Annotated in this window: 15 protein-coding genes; 4 read left to right on the top strand and 11 right to left on the bottom strand. The window is 68.3% G+C overall.

The genetic code is table 11. The features are described 5' to 3' along the window. Positions 1-16 precede the first annotated feature (16 nt). Positions 17-745 (top strand): M50 family metallopeptidase, encoded by a 729-nt coding sequence (locus ASF79_RS12595; protein WP_055855385.1) that lies wholly within the window; start codon positions 17-19, stop codon positions 743-745. A 10-nt stretch (positions 746-755) separates the two neighbouring features. Here the strand turns inward: ASF79_RS12595 and mtnB are convergent, their stop codons facing one another. The 4 genes from mtnB to ASF79_RS12575 are packed head-to-tail and all read right to left on the bottom strand — an operon-like array spanning position 756 to position 4,442. Next, positions 756-1,409: a methylthioribulose 1-phosphate dehydratase gene (gene mtnB / locus ASF79_RS12590; protein WP_235500753.1), complete on the bottom strand. Its 654-nt coding sequence runs from the start codon at positions 1,407-1,409 to the stop codon at positions 756-758. Beyond that, entirely contained in the window at positions 1,406-2,134 is a 729-nt protein-coding gene (gene mtnC, locus ASF79_RS12585) for an acireductone synthase (RefSeq protein WP_055855383.1), read from the bottom strand. The genes mtnB and mtnC overlap by 4 nt, the downstream gene beginning before the upstream one ends. Beyond that, on the bottom strand, positions 2,131-3,357 hold the full coding sequence (locus ASF79_RS12580) for a phosphotransferase (RefSeq protein ID WP_055855382.1): 1,227 nt from the start codon (positions 3,355-3,357) through the stop codon (positions 2,131-2,133). The genes mtnC and ASF79_RS12580 overlap by 4 nt, the downstream gene beginning before the upstream one ends. Then, positions 3,354-4,442 (bottom strand): hypothetical protein, encoded by a 1,089-nt coding sequence (locus tag ASF79_RS12575; RefSeq protein ID WP_055855380.1) that lies wholly within the window; start codon positions 4,440-4,442, stop codon positions 3,354-3,356. The genes ASF79_RS12580 and ASF79_RS12575 overlap by 4 nt, the downstream gene beginning before the upstream one ends. A 205-nt stretch (positions 4,443-4,647) precedes the next feature. Between ASF79_RS12575 and ASF79_RS12570 the strand changes: the two genes are divergently transcribed. The 3 genes from ASF79_RS12570 (at position 4,648) to ASF79_RS12560 (ending at position 7,912) form a co-directional block, all read left to right on the top strand. Beyond that, positions 4,648-6,150 carry an HNH endonuclease signature motif containing protein gene (locus ASF79_RS12570; protein WP_055855378.1) on the top strand — a complete coding sequence of 501 codons (1,503 nt, stop codon included), beginning with the start codon at positions 4,648-4,650 and terminating at the stop codon, positions 6,148-6,150. A gap of 73 nt (positions 6,151-6,223) precedes the next feature. After that, entirely contained in the window at positions 6,224-6,550 is a 327-nt protein-coding gene (locus ASF79_RS12565; RefSeq protein ID WP_055855376.1) for a hypothetical protein, read from the top strand. Positions 6,551-6,625: 75 nt separating this feature from the next. After that, positions 6,626-7,912, top strand: coding sequence for a hypothetical protein (locus tag ASF79_RS12560; RefSeq protein ID WP_055855374.1), 1,287 nt, complete (start codon positions 6,626-6,628; stop codon positions 7,910-7,912). Here the strand turns inward: ASF79_RS12560 and pip are convergent, their stop codons facing one another. From pip to ASF79_RS12525, 7 genes are all read right to left on the bottom strand, one after another. Beyond that, the gene (gene pip / locus ASF79_RS12555) at positions 7,913-8,875 is read right to left on the bottom strand and encodes a prolyl aminopeptidase (RefSeq protein ID WP_055855373.1); all 963 of its coding nucleotides are present in this window, start codon (positions 8,873-8,875) and stop codon (positions 7,913-7,915) included. A gap of 22 nt (positions 8,876-8,897) precedes the next feature. Further along, positions 8,898-9,608: a response regulator gene (locus ASF79_RS12550; RefSeq protein ID WP_055855372.1), complete on the bottom strand. Its 711-nt coding sequence runs from the start codon at positions 9,606-9,608 to the stop codon at positions 8,898-8,900. A gap of 14 nt (positions 9,609-9,622) precedes the next feature. Beyond that, the gene (locus ASF79_RS12545) at positions 9,623-10,972 is read right to left on the bottom strand and encodes a sensor histidine kinase (protein WP_055855370.1); all 1,350 of its coding nucleotides are present in this window, start codon (positions 10,970-10,972) and stop codon (positions 9,623-9,625) included. Between the two features lie 5 nt (positions 10,973-10,977). Beyond that, positions 10,978-11,802, bottom strand: coding sequence for an ABC transporter permease subunit (locus ASF79_RS12540; RefSeq protein WP_055855368.1), 825 nt, complete (start codon positions 11,800-11,802; stop codon positions 10,978-10,980). Further along, a complete protein-coding gene (locus tag ASF79_RS12535) occupies positions 11,799-12,725 on the bottom strand; it encodes an ABC transporter ATP-binding protein (RefSeq protein WP_055778626.1) in 927 nt (308 codons plus the stop codon). Before ASF79_RS12535 ends, ASF79_RS12540 begins: the two co-directional genes overlap by 4 nt. A gap of 175 nt (positions 12,726-12,900) precedes the next feature. Then, entirely contained in the window at positions 12,901-14,940 is a 2,040-nt protein-coding gene (locus tag ASF79_RS12530; protein ID WP_055856103.1) for an acyl-CoA dehydrogenase family protein, read from the bottom strand. Between the two features lie 280 nt (positions 14,941-15,220). Next, a complete protein-coding gene (locus ASF79_RS12525; RefSeq protein ID WP_235500752.1) occupies positions 15,221-16,486 on the bottom strand; it encodes an MFS transporter in 1,266 nt (421 codons plus the stop codon). Positions 16,487-16,500 lie beyond the last annotated feature (14 nt).

Raw genomic sequence — 16,500 nt, 5'->3', positions numbered from 1 at the left:
CGCCTAGGCTCATCGGGTGGATGCACTGCTCGCGTTCTGGGAGCGCGTGACGTCCCAGCAGCCCGCCCTGACCGCCGCCGAGAGCTGGATCGCCATCGCCGTCGCGGCCGCCATCGTGCTCTTTCCCCCGAGCTGGCGGATCACGCGCCACGCCGTGACCATCGCGCACGAGGCCGGTCACGCCCTCGTCGCGACCCTCACCGGCCGCAAGCTGTCGGGCATCCGCCTGCACTCCGACACGTCGGGTGTCACGGTCAGCCGCGGCAGACCGCGAGGCCCGGCGATGATCGCCACCCTGCTCGCCGGTTACACGGCGCCCGCTATTCTCGGGCTCGGCGCATCATGGATGCTCGGGGCCGGCTATGCCACCGGCATGCTCTGGGCGCTGCTCGCGGCCCTCGTTCTGGTGCTCGTGCAGGTGCGCAACTGGTTCGGCCTGTGGAGCGTCCTCGTCTCCGGCGCCCTCGTCTTCGCCGCGACCTGGTTGCTCGACGAGCGCTGGCGTGCGCTCGTGGCCACCGCCGTCGCCGCGTTCATGCTGCTCGGGGCCCTGCGGGCCACGATCGAGTTGCAGCGTGTGAGGCGGGGAGGTCGAGCAAGAAACTCGGATGCCGACCAGCTCGCGCGCCTCACCCACATTCCGGGCATCGTCTGGGTCGGGGCGTTCCTCGTCGTGGCCGCGGGGTGCGCCGTGATCGCCGGAGCCTTCCTGGGCCTCACTCCTCTGCCGAGCGTCGCGGGCTGACGCCGAGCAGCTATCGTCGAGCGAGTGCGATCTGCAGCAGAGCCTCGGTGAGTTCGAGGTGCCAGCGGGCCTGGCGCAGATCCCGGCCCCAGGCGTAGATTCCGTGGTCGGCCACGATCAGGGCCGGCACGTCGCTTTCTCCCGAAGCCGGGCGCACGTAGAGTCGCTCGAACGCGTCGCCGAGCACCGCCATGTCCTGTCCATTGGCGATGACGGGAATCGTCACCGTCTCGCCGTGCGCCGAGTGGCCGATGCCCTTCAGCATCTCCAGGTCGCCAAGCACCACTCCCTCGGGCCAGTGGTGCCCCGCCGTCACGGCCGCGAGCGCGTGAACGTGGATGACCGCACCCGCACCGGTAATCGCCGCGATGCGCGCGTGCAACCCGGCCTCGGCCGAGGGCCGCTGCTCCGAGCCGCCCTCTCCGCGCACACCCACGCCCTCGCCGTCGACGATCACGATGTCGGCGGGGGTCAGTTCGCCCTTGTCGAGGCCGGATGCCGTGACCGCCAGACGAAGCGGGTCGCGCCCCACGGTCACCGACAGGTTGCCGGCCGTTCCGGGCATCCACCCCCGCGCCGCGAAGCGCGCACTCTCGGCGGCCAACTGAGCGCCGGCCCGGCCAAGCGTGTCGGCTGTGACCACACCCTCGTCGAAGACGTTCACGGCGCCGAGACCTCGACGTGCTCGAACGACGAGACCACCGGGGCGGTTCCGAAGTCGGCGCCGAAGAACGGCTCGCCCTCACGCGAGAACGCGACCACCTGCCATCCGGCGTTCTGGGCGGCGCGCACCTCATCGGGGTTGTCGGTGAAGAACACGAGGTCGGCCGGCTCGGCGCCGAGACGGGCCGCGATGGTGTCGTACGACGACGCCACCTTCTTGGGGCCGGCGTTCACCGTGTCGAAGTAGTCGGTGATCAAGGGCGTGAGGTCGCCGTCGGGCGAGTGCCTGAACCACGGCACCTGCGAGGTGACCGAGCCCGACGAGAAGACCGCGATCTCCACGCCGTTCGCGTGCCAGGTGCGCAGACGCGGGATGACATCGTCGAAGAAGTGCGAGTTGATCTCGCCGCGGCGGAATCCCTCGGCCCAGATCTGGCCCTGCAGCGTCTTCAGAGGCGTGGCCTTCACGTCCTGCGCCATCCAGTCGTGCAGAACGCCCACGACCTGCTCCGTATCGGCGCCCGACGGAAGCCCCGCGTCGGCGATCGCCTGCGCCCGCGCCTCGGCGACGGCCGCGTCGTTCGCGTGAGCGTCGAGCCAGCCCTGCAGGCGGGGTCGCGCGTAGTCGTAGAGGTCGCCCAGAATGAACCCGGCGGCGCTCGTGGTGCCCTCGAGGTCGACCACGAGAGTGCGTGCGGTCAGCGAGAGAGATGCGGTGTCGGTCACGGTGTTGCTCCTGGGTGCTCGGGCGAAGTCGGGTCGTCTGTCAGGGTGAGGGGTGCGGCCGTTCCGGTCACGATCCAGTGCCGGGCCGCGTCGAAGACGGCGCGTTGGGCGCGCGCCGCGGCATCGGATGGCAGGCTCTCGAGATCGGCGGCGTGCGACCAGCCGGCCACCCGCCGCATGGCCTCGACGCCGGCGAAGCGCCAGGCATCCGTTCGCACGCTCTCGAAGAAGTCGTCGCCGAAGGTGACCGAGTCGTCGTCGTCCCAGACCTCCACGAAAGCCTGCCAGCTCGCCGAGATGGCGTCTTCGCGGGCGGCGGCCAGACCATCGTGGCCCGCGGCGCGGGCGGCGATGGATGCGATGGCGAGGTTCGACCAGAACAGCCCGAGATCGAGACCGATCGGCCCCACGAAGCTGAACTCGGGGTCGAAGACGGTGACCTTCTGCGGCTGTTCGGCAGCCGAGCCGATCATCACGGATCCCGAGTGCAGGTCTCCGTGCAGCAAGGCCTGGGAGGCGTTCTGGAAGCGGTCGCGCACGCGAGCAACGCCAGCCTGCACCTCGCGGTCGTCGTAGAGCGCAGCGACGCGCGCATCGAGCGATGGATGCCACCAGTTGTGCTCGTGCGCCCGGAACGGCTCGTCAAGCACGACCTCGGTGGTCAGTCGGCACAGCTCGGCGTTGGCCGAATCGGCAACCAGTTCGGCGTGAGCCGAGGCGCCCAGGGCCTGCACGCTCGTGGCGAGGCTGAGCTCGCCCACGAACCGGCCCACGACGTCGCCGACCGTGCCGAAGTCGATGTACGACACCGCACGACCGGCCGTCGCATCCTGCACCTGGCGCACGAGTTCGTCGCGCAGCACCTCGAGCGCCGAGAGATCCTCCATGACCATCACGAAGCGGTCGAGGTCGACGTGCACGATCGACGGAACCGCATCGGGCACCAGCCGACCCAGCAGTTCGTAGGCGCGGGCCTCTGCTCCGATGCGAGCCGGGTCGATGGGCCATTCGGGGCCGGCGGCCTGCACGAACGGAGGAGCCTGCTTCACCGCGACGCTGCCGAACGGCCCCGCGGCGATGAACACGCGGTTCATGTTGCCCGCGGTCACCTCGCGCACGGTCACCTCGGCGGGGTCGCCGGCGAGAGCGCCGAGCAGGCCGACGAGGGACAGGTATCCCACGACCTCGTCGCGATTCGTGAGCAGGGCGTAGTCGACGGTCACGGGCGCTCTCCGGCAAAGTAGTCGGCGATGCTGCCGGGGGCGAAGTCGCCGCGGTCGGTCACGATGCGGGTGACGAAGCGCGGCGGCGTCACGTCGAAGGCGGGGTACCAGGCGTCGGTGACGAGACCGGATGCGGTGCGCGTTCCGAGCGTCGACAGCACCTCGGCCGGGTCGCGGTCTTCGATCACGATGTCCGCACCCGACGCGAGCGTCGCATCCGGGGTCTGCACCAGCGCGTAGAAGGGAACGCCGAACGCGTTCGCCGCGATCGCCAGCCCTAGAGTGCCGACCTTGTTGGCGATGCTGCCGTCGAGGCTGACCCGGTCGGCGGCGGTGACGAGGGCGTCGATAGGCCCGATCGACGACCCCGGGGCGAGGGCTGCGGCGCCCATGCCGTCGGTGATGAGCGTGACGTTTTGGCCTAGCTCGCGCAGGGTGTGCGCGGTGAGGCGTGCGCCCTGCAGGTAGGGGCGCGTCTCGGTGGCCACCCAGTCGTAGTGCTTGCCGGCCTCGTTCGCGGCGCCGACGAGCTCGATCAGATAGGAGTCCATCCAGCAGTGCGTGAGAATCGTCGCCCCGTCGGGCAGCAGATCGACCGCGTGCCGGGCGAGCCTGCGGCTGCGGGCGTGGTACTCGTCGAGCCCCTCGCGCACGGTGCCGATCGCGCGCTCGACGAGCTCGTCGGTGCTCGTCGCCGCTTCGATCGCGTGCAGCACCAGGTCGACGGCCTCGCGCGGGTGCCCGTTGGTGGGCCGGGCCGTGGCGAGCGAGTGGCCGGCAGCAGCCATGGATGCGCGTGCCGCGTCGACCGTCAGGCCGCGAGCCCGCAGGGCAGCGAGTTCGAGCCCGGCGTACGCGGCATAGAGAGGGCCCGAGCTCTGCGTGACCATCGCCCGGATCGCATCGGCGACCTCGAGCGGTGTCTCCGCCCGCACCCACTCGGTGTGCTCGGGAAAGACGCGACGATCGAGGATCAGCACGGCGTGCTCGCCCGAGCGCTCATCGCTGACGAGCCGCACAGAGTCGTCGAGCGTCGAAACAGGCTGCCTCGCCCCGGCGCGCCTCGGCTCATCGGTGTGGGTCACATGCGCTCCTCAGCCTCTTCGGGAAAGCCCCCATCGAGGATACCGAGCTTTGGCCCGGCTTCCCTGCGCCTTTGCTTCGGTAGGTGGTCCGCGTCTGCTCCTCCACAGGCTCGCTTCCTGCGGGGTTATCCACAGTCAAAATGGCTGATCAGAGTCTGAATGCACGTGCGAGCCCAATGTCGGTGGCTGCTGTTTGACTTCTCGTATGGATCTCCTCGATGCTTCCCTCGGCGATATCGCCGCGCGGCTTCGAGAGCTCCTCGATCTCGAGCGCGGCGCGGCTGCCGGCACCTCTGGTGACGCGCTACTCGAGGGTGCCCACGCTTGGGAAGACATCGGTCGCACCGGCGACGCAGCGCGCACCTGGGTCGCAGCGGAGATCGCACGCGAGTCCCGCCGCGAACTCGACGCAGCCGGTCTCGCCTACAGGCACGGGTTCCCGTCGGCGAAGAAGCTCCTCGCCGCGACGACGAACATCTCCGAACGCACGGCCGCATCTCGCATCGCCCTCGGTCAACGGGTGCGCTCATCGGTCTCGATCTCGGGTACGCCCAATCCGAGCTTCTTCCCCGTGGTCGAGTCGGCGTTCTTCGCCGGTCGGGTCGGGGTCGATGTGGCAGCGATGATCTGCAGAACCCTCTCCGAGGTCGTGAACCGCACGGGCTGGTCAGATGCCACCGACCAGGCGGAGCGCCACCTGGTCGCAGCGGCAACCGCGACCGTCGGCGGTGTTGAGACTGACGCGAGTGCCGAATCCGACGTCGAGGCGCTGGCGAGGGTGCCGAGGCTGTACACGGTCGAGGAGATCGGGCGGCTCGCGAGCCGCATTCGGGAACACCTCGACCCCGACGGCGCTGAACCTCGAGACGCGGTCAAGCAGTCGCTGAGGGGGTTCAGCTACCCCAAGGTCGGGGCCGACGGCATGGCTCGCGGAAGGTATGCACTCCCGCCACTGCAACTGGGGGTCTTTCTGGCGGCGGTCGACTCCATCCTCAGCCCGCGCACGCCCGACCCCGCACCCGCCACCGCCAAAACCGCCGCCGGTGCCGAATTTGCTGACGGAGATGTGCAGGCCGAGCCTGCGCAATCGTTCTCGAACGAGCCGGCCGTCGTCGACCCGCGAACTGCGGAGCAGAAGCTCCTCGACGCCGTCATGACCCTCATCGACATGGCTGCAGCGTCCCCCGCGGCATCCCGCCTGAACGGTGCTGCCCCGACCGTGAATGTGCACGTCAGTCTCGACGACCTCACTGCCGGCCGTGGAGTCGGGTGGATCGACGGAAGCACTGAGCCGATTCCCGTCAGCGCGGTGAACCAGCTCCAATGCGACGGCGACACCGTTCTCACCGTCTTGGGCCGAGAAGGGCAGGTCCTGAGCCACGGCAAAACACGACGATTGGCGACCCGACGACAACGAAGGGCACTGGCAGCGCGAGATGGCGGCTGTGTCATGCCCGGATGCACGGTTCCACCGTCGCGATGTCAGGCACACCATGTTGTTCCGTGGGTGAGTCACACCTTCCTGCCCGGGCGCACCGACATCGACAATCTGACGTTGTTGTGTCCATTTCACCACTCCACGATTCACACGTCGGCGTGGCAGCTCGAGATGATTCACGGCAAGCCCCACATCAGGCCACCCATCTGGCTCGACCGGCAGCGAACCCCGCGAGCGGTAGGGCAACAACGCATCGGCAGGCCGTGGTGAATCGACTTTTCGAGAAGGTGACCGGTTGCTTCCACCTCGATGGGCAGAGGCACGCCGGTCTAAAGTTTCTCGCATGACAGTTCCCAGCCCGAAAACGGGTCGCTCGACGGCCTCGATCGTTGGGCGGGCCGTCGCGGGCCTGGTCAGCGTCGGCGCGGGCACCGTCTTCGTCTTCTGCGGCTGGCTCGTGATCTCGAGCCGGTTCGGCCTGACGCAGACCGATATGCACGGCTATGGCCTGATCTTCGGCAGCGCACTCGCGACGATCGCCGCGCTCGTTCTCGCCGTCGCGCTTCCCCTCGCATTCAGCCACCGCCGCCGAGGTCGGGTGTACGCGTACACCATGCCGTTCTTCGTCATCGTGCTCGGCTTGGCGATCGCAGCCCTCGTGACTGCCTGACCTCACCGGCCGCCCTACTCGGCGGGCCGCCCTACGATGGAACGACCCACCCCGAGCACCGATGGAGAGCCCCGCATGCCCACGAGCAAGAAGCGATCCAGCGCCAAGAAGCGCACCGGAGTCTCCCGCTCCGTCGGCACCTCCCCCACCGCGATCTCCGCCCTCACACTCGCCTTCGGGTCGTGGTATCGAACGCATGCGGAGGGGCTCGACGACCACCCCACTCCCGACGCGATGCTCGCCTCGTTCTCGAGGCTCACCACGATCACCGCCGGCCTTCCCGGAAAACGCACCCTCGCGCATCCGGTGCCCGACACTCTCGATGCCCTGCTCGATCACTTCGATGACGCCGACGACGCCGAACTCGACGCTCCCGTCTGGGAGGGCGCGTCGGTCGTCGACGTGCTCGACCATCTGCTCGACTTCTTGATCGAGACCGAGCGCTGGAGAGGTACGACGGCCGAGCTCGAAGAGAGCTCGGAGATCATCCACGAGCTCACCGGCGACGAAGGCGGCGCCGCGTCCGGCTTCTTCACCCTGCTGGTCGAGAGTCTCGAGACCGTCGAGGCAGCCCCCGTCGAGGCGCAGCTCGCCTCTCTCGACCGCTGGTCGGTCATCGCCGCGATCCCCGGCTTCCTCGCGTGGATCGGCGAGGGGAAGACCCTCACTGCGACGGGTGCGCTCCGCACCGCCGACATTCCCGTTGTCGAGGAACTGCTGGGTCTTCCGCCGCAGCGGCAGGTTCCCGGAGCAAGCATGTGGGACTCGCAGCCACTCTCGGCCTGGTGGTACGCACTGGCCGAGTCGAAGATCATCGCACTCGACGGCCCCTCGCTGCGCGCAGGCTCTGGCTTCGGCCCCTGGGTCGATGGCGACGCAGCCGAGGCCCTCGAGTTGCGAGTGGCGTTCGTTCGCCACTACCTCACGTGGTGGCTGACCAAAGAGCTGGATGCCGACACCGAGTTGGGCTCGGAGGTCACCATCCGGGTCATCGGCCAACTCTGCGTGGCTCTCTCGCCCGAGCTGCTGCCCGGCGCATCGGTCGACGCGCTCAATCTGGTGTTCGACGACGCGCGGCCCGATCACGACGACCCCGACGACGAGGGGCTGTTCGGCGACGACGACGAAGAGCTCTCGGCCGAGGTGCACCGTCTGTCGAACGAGTACGCGTCCGAGCGAACGGTCGCCGTACTCGGCGAGCTGTCCACCTCGGGTGCGCTGACAGAGACGCGCGTGGCGACCGGAGGCATCCGCTACGTCGTCGAACCCGACCGCGCGCACGCCTTCTCTCGGGCGCTGCAGCTGGCCGTCGGCGGGTTCGTCGACGACGAGCCGGGCGATGACGAGGGCGAAACCGCCTAGCTAGCTCGCGGCGAAGCGGTCGGTCGCCTCGATCAGCGCGTCGAGGATGCCGGGCTCGTCGAACGCGTGACCGGCGTCGGGAATCAGTCGGAACTCCGCCTCGGGCAGGGCCTCATGCAGATCCCAGGCCGTGACGGCGGGAGTGCAGAGGTCGTAGCGACCCTGCACGATCACCGTGGGAATGTCTCGCAGCACCGAGGCATTCGCGATGAGCTGCCCGTCCTCCATCCAGCCCTCGTTCACGAAGTAGTGATTCTCGATGCGCGCGAACGCCAGCGCGTAGACGGGGTCGGCGAACGCCGCGACGAGTTCGGGCCGCGGCAGCAGGGTGATGGCGGATGCCTCCCACGTCGCCCACGCGACGGCCGCCGGCCCATGCACGGCCGGGTCGGGGTCGTTGAGCAGCCGGTGGTAGGCCTGGATGAGCGCTCTGCGCTCGTCGACGGGCACCGGGGCGAGGAATCCGCCCCAGAGGTCGGGCAGCACCTCGTTGGCACCGGCCCCCTCGTAGAACCAAGCGAGCTCCGAACGGCGCAGGGTGAAGATGCCGCGCAGCACGAGTTCGCTCACACGATCGGGATGCGTCTCGGCGTAGGCGAGCGCGAGGGTGCTGCCCCACGAACCGCCGAACACCTGCCAGCGGGCGACGCCGAGGTGCTCGCGCAGCAGTTCGAGGTCGGCCACGAGATGCCAGGTGGTGTTCGTCGCCAGATCGAAGCCTGGCTCGCTGGCGTGCGGCAGGCTGCGCCCGCAGCCGCGCTGGTCGAGAACGACGATCAGGTAGCGGCTCGGATCGAACAGCCGACGATGCGCGGGACCCGATCCGGCGCCCGGTCCGCCGTGCAGGAACACGACGGGCTTGCCGTCGGGGTTGCCCGACGTCTCCCAGTAGATCGACTGGCCGTCTCCGACGTCGAGCAGGCCGGAGTCGAAGGGCTCGATGTCAGGGTAGAGAGTGCGCATGCACCGATTTTAGGAGACCGCGTCAGCGTCCCACGAGCCCCGTGTCGTAGGCGAGGATCACGGCGTGCACGCGGTCGCGCAGCTCGAGCTTCTGCAGAATGCGACCCACGTGGGTCTTCACCGTCGATTCCGACAGCACGAATCTCGCGGCGATCTCCATGTTCGACAGGCCCTCTCCGATGGCAGTGAGCACCTCGAGTTCGCGCTCCGTGAGCACGGCCAGCCGCGCAGCCGAGGCCGTCTGCGAGGGCCCGCCCGACGCATCCGGAAGGCTGTCGCCGAACATCGTGAGCAGCTCACGGGTGATGCGCGCCGAGACGGCGGCGTCACCCGACGCAACGGCCCGGATGGCGGTGACCAGCTCGGTCGGTCTCGCGTCTTTCAGCAGGAATCCGCTGGCGCCGGCGCGCAGGCCGGCGAACGCGTACTCGTCGAGGTCGAAGGTGGTGAGGATGATGATGCGACTGGCCGCCTGCTCACGCACGATCTCGCGCGTCGCCTCGATGCCGTCGAGAACGGGCATGCGCACATCCATGAGGATCACGTCAGGTCGCAGGGCCCGGGCCTGTCGCACCGCGTCTCGGCCGTCGCCCGCCTCGCCGACGACCTCGAAGCCCGGCTCCGACTCGAGCACCATGCGCATGCCCACGCGTAGCAAGGCCTGATCGTCGACGAGCAGGATGCGCACGGCCGGGTGTTCGACGGAGCCGGTGGGATCGGGGGCGAGACTCATAGCGGGGTGCTTTCTTATCGGGATGAATGATCTGAAGGGTCGGCTGCCGTGGGAATCATCGCGTGCACGCGCCATCCCCGGGGCTCGACGGCGCCGGCTTCGACGGTGCCTCCGTAGAGCGCGACGCGCTCGCGCATGCCGATGAGCCCGCGACCCGAGCCGACCGAGACCACGGCCGAGTCCGTCGCGACGCCGAAACCGTCGTCACGCACCGTCACCTCGCTGAGCGCCGGATCCGTGAAGTCGACCGTGACCTCGACTCGCGACGGTGTCCGCGAGTAGCGCAGGGCATTCGTCAGGGCCTCTTGAACCACCCGGAAGACGGTGAGCTGCGTGGCGGAGTCGTCGGGAACGGCGCCCGAGATGGTCAGAGTGATCGGGAGTCCCGCGGCGCGATACGAGTCGATTAGGGGGCGCAGCTCGTCGAACGTGGGCTGCGGCGCGAGAGGAACCGCACCCGTGGCTGTCGGATCGTCGGCGGGGCCGTCGCCGGAGGCTTCGGTCAGCACCCCGAGCACCCGACGCATGTCGGTGAGCGACGTGCGGCCGATCTCCGAGACGTGCGCCATCGCATCCATCGCCCGGCTCGGGTCGCTGGTCGCGGCGCGCGTCGCGCCGTCGGCCAGGGCGATCATCACCGTCAGACTGTGGGCGACGATGTCGTGCATCTCGCGGGCGATGCGGGCCCGTTCGGATGCCGTGGCGAGTTGCGCCTGCTGGTCTCGCTCGCGGGCCAGCTGGGCTGCGCGGGCGAACAGCGCATCCATGTACCGCGCCCTGTTGCCGACACTGATGCCGATGAGCGTCGCGATCACGAAGACCATGCCGTAGCCGAGGAAGGCCACCAGCCCCACCGCCACGTCGAGGAGGCCCGCTGAGAGCGCGCCGAGTGTGGCGGCGGCCGTTCCGATGATCGTCCACAACCAGGCAGATCTCGCCGATCGATAGACCGCGAGCGCGTAGAGCGCGATGACCATCGCGATGATGCCGACCGACGAACCCGTGTTGCCGGGGAAGATCGCCAGCAGAAGCACGCTCGAGATGCCCGCGAGGATGCGCGGAATGAAGCGGCGGAACAGGATGGCCGCTGTCGTGCCGAGAGAGAGGATGCCCGACAGCAGCACGACGGCGATCGGCACGGAGCCGGTCGCCGACGAGATGACCGAGCCGAGCGACGCGTAGTAGAACAGGCCCATCAGAACCGAGTCGATGATCCACGGGTTGCGACGGAAGAACGTGCGGATGAATCCGGGAGGCTTCGGCAGGCCGAGTCTCTGAGGGTCGTAGTCTTCGCCCCTCTTGGGGCGCAGAACGCGCGACGATCCAGCCTGGGCCTGGGGCACCGGGGCTGGATCGGTCGACACGAGAGCTACGCGTCCCTTCGCTTCATCAGAACAGCCGCGGCAGTGAGCAGAACGGCGACCCATCCGAGCATAACGAGCAGCGCCTGCCAGGGTTCGAAGATGCCGCCCCAGTAGTAAAGGCCCTGCCCTGCGGAGCTGGGTGTCCACTCGGCCATGCTGTTGGCCCACGGCGCGGGGATCACCGAGAGGATCGTGGGTGCCACGAGCAGCAGTCCGAGGCTCGCCGCGATGCCACCCGGGGTGGAGCGCAGCGTGGCCCCGATGCCGAGCGAGATGAGGCCGATCAGCACCAGGAAGCCGGCGGCACCGACGAAGTGCAGCCACAGCGCGCCGTCGAACGGGTCGGCCTGCACGCCCACGCCGCCGAGGATCGGTATCGTCACGAGGTAGCTCGCGACGATGCCCACGAGCGTGACCACGAACGTGGCGATCGAGAAGACGATGGCCTTGGCGGCGAGCACCGGCAGGCGGCTCGGCACGGCCATGAACGACGAGCGGATCTGCCCGGTCGCGTACTCACCGCTGATCACCAGCACGCCCAGCACGGCGATCACCAGCTGACCGAAAACGAGACCGACGGTCGAGACGGTGACCGCCGCATCCGTGGCGGCCTCACCGGATACCTGGCCGAAACGACCGTCGGCGGTGAGTGCGAACAGCACCGCCATGCCGACCTGGATGGCGAGGATGATCCCGAAAGACCACCAGGTGGAGCGGAGGCTCCGCAACTTGATCCACTCGCTGCGCAGAATGCCGGTGGCGCTGAGGCCCCGGTTCGACGCGTCGATGTGACTCGAACGGGCGAGACTGGGTTGGGCAAGGGTACTCATCGGACAACCTCCGGGGTGACGGACTGCGTGTGATATTCGACTTCGTCTGCGGTCAGACGAAGGTAGGCCTCTTCGAGAGAGCCGGTGACGGTGGTCAGCTCGTGCAGGACCAGACCGTTGGATGCGGCGATGCCGCCGACGGTCGCGGCGGAGACGCCGGCCACGTCAAGCGTCGAGCCGCTCGCGCTGGTGATCTGAACATCCGGGGCGGCGAGCAGCCGGGCGAGCTCTGCCGCCTGCGGGCTCGAGACGCGCACCGAGGTGACCGCGCCCTGTCCGACGATGTCGGCCACCGGGGCATCCGCGATGACGCGGCCCCGACCGAACACGATGATGTGATCTGCGGTCATCGCCATCTCGCTCATGAGGTGGCTGGAGAGCAGAATGGTGCGGCCCTCAGACGCTAGGTGCTTGAGGAGCCCGCGCACCCAGAGAACGCCCTCGGGGTCGAGGCCATTGATGGGCTCGTCGAGGATCAGGGTCTGCGGGTCGCCGAGGAGGGCGGCCGCGATGCCGAGGCGCTGCCCCATACCGAGCGAGAACCCGCCGACGCGCTTGCCGGCCACGGCCTGCAGGCCGGTCAGGTCGATGACCTCGCGCACTCGAGCCGCTCCGATGCCGTGCGTGGCGCCGAGGGCGAGGAGGTGGTTGTAGGCCGAACGACCCGAGTGGATGGCCTTCGCGTCGAGCAGAGCTCCGACCTCGTGCAGAGGTGCGGAGTGCTCGGCGTAGAAGTGGCCGTTCACACGGACACTTCCCGCCGTGGGCCGGTCGAGCCCCACGATCATGCGCATCGTGGTGGACTTGCCCGCACCGTTCGGACCCAGCAGGCCCGTGACCTTGCCCGGCCGCACGGTGAAGGTCACGTCGTCTACGGCGACTCGTTGGCCGTAGCGCTTCGTGAGGGACTGTGCTTCGATCATGTCGATCTCCTGTCGATTCACGTCTGTGAAGTTGACGTGGAGGAGGCCGACCCTCCCCCACTTCTTCGACAGTAGAAGTCGGCGAAGACAAGCGAATCGCCCGGCGGGAGGGTCTTGATCGGAGCGCGTCGTACCCGGGTACCACCCGGGGGCTCAGCGGTCTCGGTGCACGGTGCTAGATGCGCTCCTTCTGCTTCTTCGACAGTGCCTTCTCGTCGATGGGAGCTTCGCCCGACGCGCGCTGCTCGGCGTAGTAGTCGCGTGCCTCTTTCTGACGAGTCGCCTCGGCGCCCGTCGCGATCGACGCGCGGATGTGCTCGGGGCCGTAGCCGAAGGCATCCACCAGGTCCTGGGCGTGCGGCCGGAGCCGCGCGATCAGGCGATCGATGTAGGCCGTGACGGCCTGCGCACGCTTCGGCGACAGGCGGCCGTTGATGAGGTACCACGCCAGGTGCTTCTCGACGAGGCCGAGGCCGAACAGGTCGCGTACCCAGGTGAGCACCACGCGGGTGCCCTCGTCGTCGATGTGGTCGAGCGCGTCGGTGAACGCCTCCCACTGCAGCAGTTCTGCGTGGGCCCGGGCCGCATCGATGACCGCGCTCTGATTCGCGTTGAAGAGATCAGCGGCGACTTGCTTCGAGGCCTTCGTTCCCGGGCGCAGCCTGCCCGCCACCTCAGCGACCATGGCCTCGACGCGGTCGGTCAGCAGGGCGCGCTGGGCGCCGGTTTCGCGCAGCTGCTCTACGCTTCGAGCAACCGATCCTCGATCCGACAGGTTCTGGGCGAGGGTGCGCAGACCCGTGCCGCTGACGGTGCGATCCGTCGCCTGCTCGACGACGTAGCGAGCGAGCACCCCGACGTCGGCCTTGGCGAAGCGTCGGCTGTAGTCGGTGAGCAGACGCTTGGCCACGAGCTGCAGAAGCACGTGGTTGTCGCCCTCGAATGTGGCGTACACGTCGAGATCGGCTCGCAGTCCCACGAGGCGGTTCTCGGCAAGGAACCCGGCACCGCCGCACGCCTCGCGCGTCTCCTGCAGAGTGTCTAGAGCGTGCCATGTCGAGAGCGGCTTGAGCGCGGCGGCGAGGGTCTCTAGGTCTTGCCGATCGGCATCCGTGTCTGTGGCACCCGAGAAGACCCCGTCGAACTTGGTGAGCAGCTGCTCGTGCGCGAAGCTCGCCGCATAGGTCGTGGCGATCAGGGGAATCAGTCGGCGCTGGTGCACCTGGTAGTCGAGGATCACTTCTTCGTCGGTGTCGCTGCCGGCGGTGAACTGACGACGCTCGTTGCCGTAGCGAACAGCGATCGCGAGGGCCACCTTCGCCGCCGCCACCGAGGCGCCGTCGAGCGAGACCCTGCCCTGCACCAGGGTGCCGAGCATGGTGAAGAAGCGGCGGCCGGGGCTCTGGATGGGCGAGGAATACGTGCCGTCGACGTCGACATTGCCGTAACGGTTGAGCAGGTTCTCGCGCGGGATCCGCACGCCGGAGAAGTGGAGTCGACCGTTGTCGATGCCGTTCAGGCCACCCTTGAGCCCGTCGTCTTCGCCGCCGACACCGGGCAGGAACTGCCCGTCGGAATCGCGCAGCGGCACGTAGAAGGCGTGCACCCCGTGGTTGATGCCCTCGGTGATGAGCTGGGCGAACAGCACCGCCGCGGTTCCGTGCACGGCGGCGTTGCCGAGGTAGTCCTTCCAGGCACCGCGGAACGGAGTATCGATCACGAACTCCTGGCTCCCCACGTCGAAGGTCGCGGTCGTGGCGATGGCGGCCACGTCGGAGCCGTGGCCGGTCTCCGTCATCGCGAAAGCGCCGGGAACCTCGAGACTCATGATGGGAGGAAGGAACTTCTCGTGGTGATACTCCGTGCCCAGGTGAAGCACCGCCGCACCGAAGAGGCCCCACTGCACACCGGACTTGATCTGCAAGGAGGGATCGGCCGTGACGAGCTCCTCGAAGCCGGCGATGTTGCCGCCGTGATCGTCTTCGCCGCCGAGGCTCTTCGGAAAGGCCTTCAGCACTCCTCCGTGCTCGACGAGCAGCTCGAGCTGGTGGAATACGGTGGCTCGGTGATCCGCGAGTGTCTGTCCGTCGACGCGTTGCATCTCTTTTCGAGCGGTGAGCGCGCGAGCGGCGATGCGCGCGCCGGCCCAGGTGCCCAGCAGGTACTGGCCGAGCGCGGCCGTGTCGATACGAGAATCCGACTTGTCGATCGTCATGCTGCCCGTCGTCTCGTCGAGATTCTCGCTCTCTTCGATCCGGTCTGCGAGCTGTGTCGAGCTGTCGCTGTTCGTCTGGTTCTTCACCGCGTCCACCATCATTGGCCTCTTCCGTGCGCTGTCAGCAAATCTTCATCCACGCTACGAGCGGGCGCGTGACCACGAAAATTCACCGTCCGTGCCCTACAACGAGCCCTCGCCGACCGAGGCGTCGCGTTGATGATGTCTACAGACGAACCCGGAATAGACAGGCGTTCCTCCACAACGCCGGGGCGGTGGATCAGGCGAGCGAGGCCTCGACGCGACGGGCCTCGCGTCGCCGCGCCGCGGCATCCACCGAGGTCGCGACGATGAGGGCCAGGCAGAGTACGGCGACGCCGGGCGCCACGAGGTCGATGGCGACGTTGAGGCCCGAGGCCGTGGCGAGGGCGCCCGCAACGACGGCTGTGATCGCCTGCAGCAGATAGGAGAAGAGGTAGAGCAGCGAGAGGGTTCCGCCGCGATGCTCGGGAAGCGCAGTGCGGTTCAGCAGAGTCAGACCGCCGGTGAAGACGAAGGAATACCCCACACCGCCCACGACGCACCACACGACGAAGAGCAGGATCGACCCCTGGGCCGCTGTGAGCTCCATCACGCCGAGGCCGGCGATGCTGATGACGGCACCGACGACGAGCGACACATGTGCCGGAACCCTCTGCAACAGGAGCGCGGTCACTCCGATCACCACCGACGATATGGCGAGCAGAGCGCCGACGATCAACAGGTTCGTGGTGCCGGTGAGATCTCGCGCCATCGATGCGCCGAGAGACAGGAAGATCGCGCCGATGCTGTAGGCCACGGTGACGCCGAGGGTCGACGCGATGAAGGTGCGCAACAGGGAGCGGGGCACGTGGACGCCCGACGGCTTCCACCGGGCGGGCCGCCCGTCGGAGCCGACTACACGGGCCGGATTGTCGCGCCGCATGAACCACACCACGGCGAACGAGAGGCCAGCGAGAACGAAGAGCACCCAGAAGCTCAACTGGAGGGGCCACGGCGCGTACTGTGCGAGGCCGCCGCTCACGAAAAGCACCAAGGTGAGGCCGGTCGATGTCGACACGGTCGTGAGCACCGAGGCGAAGCGCGGGTTGCTCGAGAGGTTGTTCTCGACGAGCGCCGCGCTGGCCGCGCCGAGCGCGAATCCGGTTCCCACGCCCTGCAGCACCCTCCCCGCGAAGAGAAAGCCCACATTCGGCGCAATCGCGAAGACGAACGCGGATGCGACGATCAGCCCGACGCCGACGAGCATCGCTCGGCGCCGACCGATGGTGTCGGAGATGCCGCCCGCGAGAAGCAGCACAAGCAGGAGTGCGACGGGGTAGGTGCCGAAGATCGACGTCGTCACCACGGGAGAGAGATCCCACTCCGCGGCGTAGCTCGGATAGAGGGTCGACGGCGCCCCGCTGGCCCAGAGGCAGAGAGCCAGCACGATGGCCGCGGCCCAGAAGCTGCCTCTCTTACCCCACTGTCGACGCGTGCGAGCCTGATCGGTCTCAGCGGAAGTCATTGCGCCACACTAAC

It is taken from the genome of Agreia sp. Leaf335, from assembly GCF_001423605.1.
Lineage (GTDB): Bacteria > Actinomycetota > Actinomycetes > Actinomycetales > Microbacteriaceae > Agreia.
Note: the sequence above shows the minus strand (reverse complement) of the source record. Positions and strands in the feature narration are given on the sequence as shown.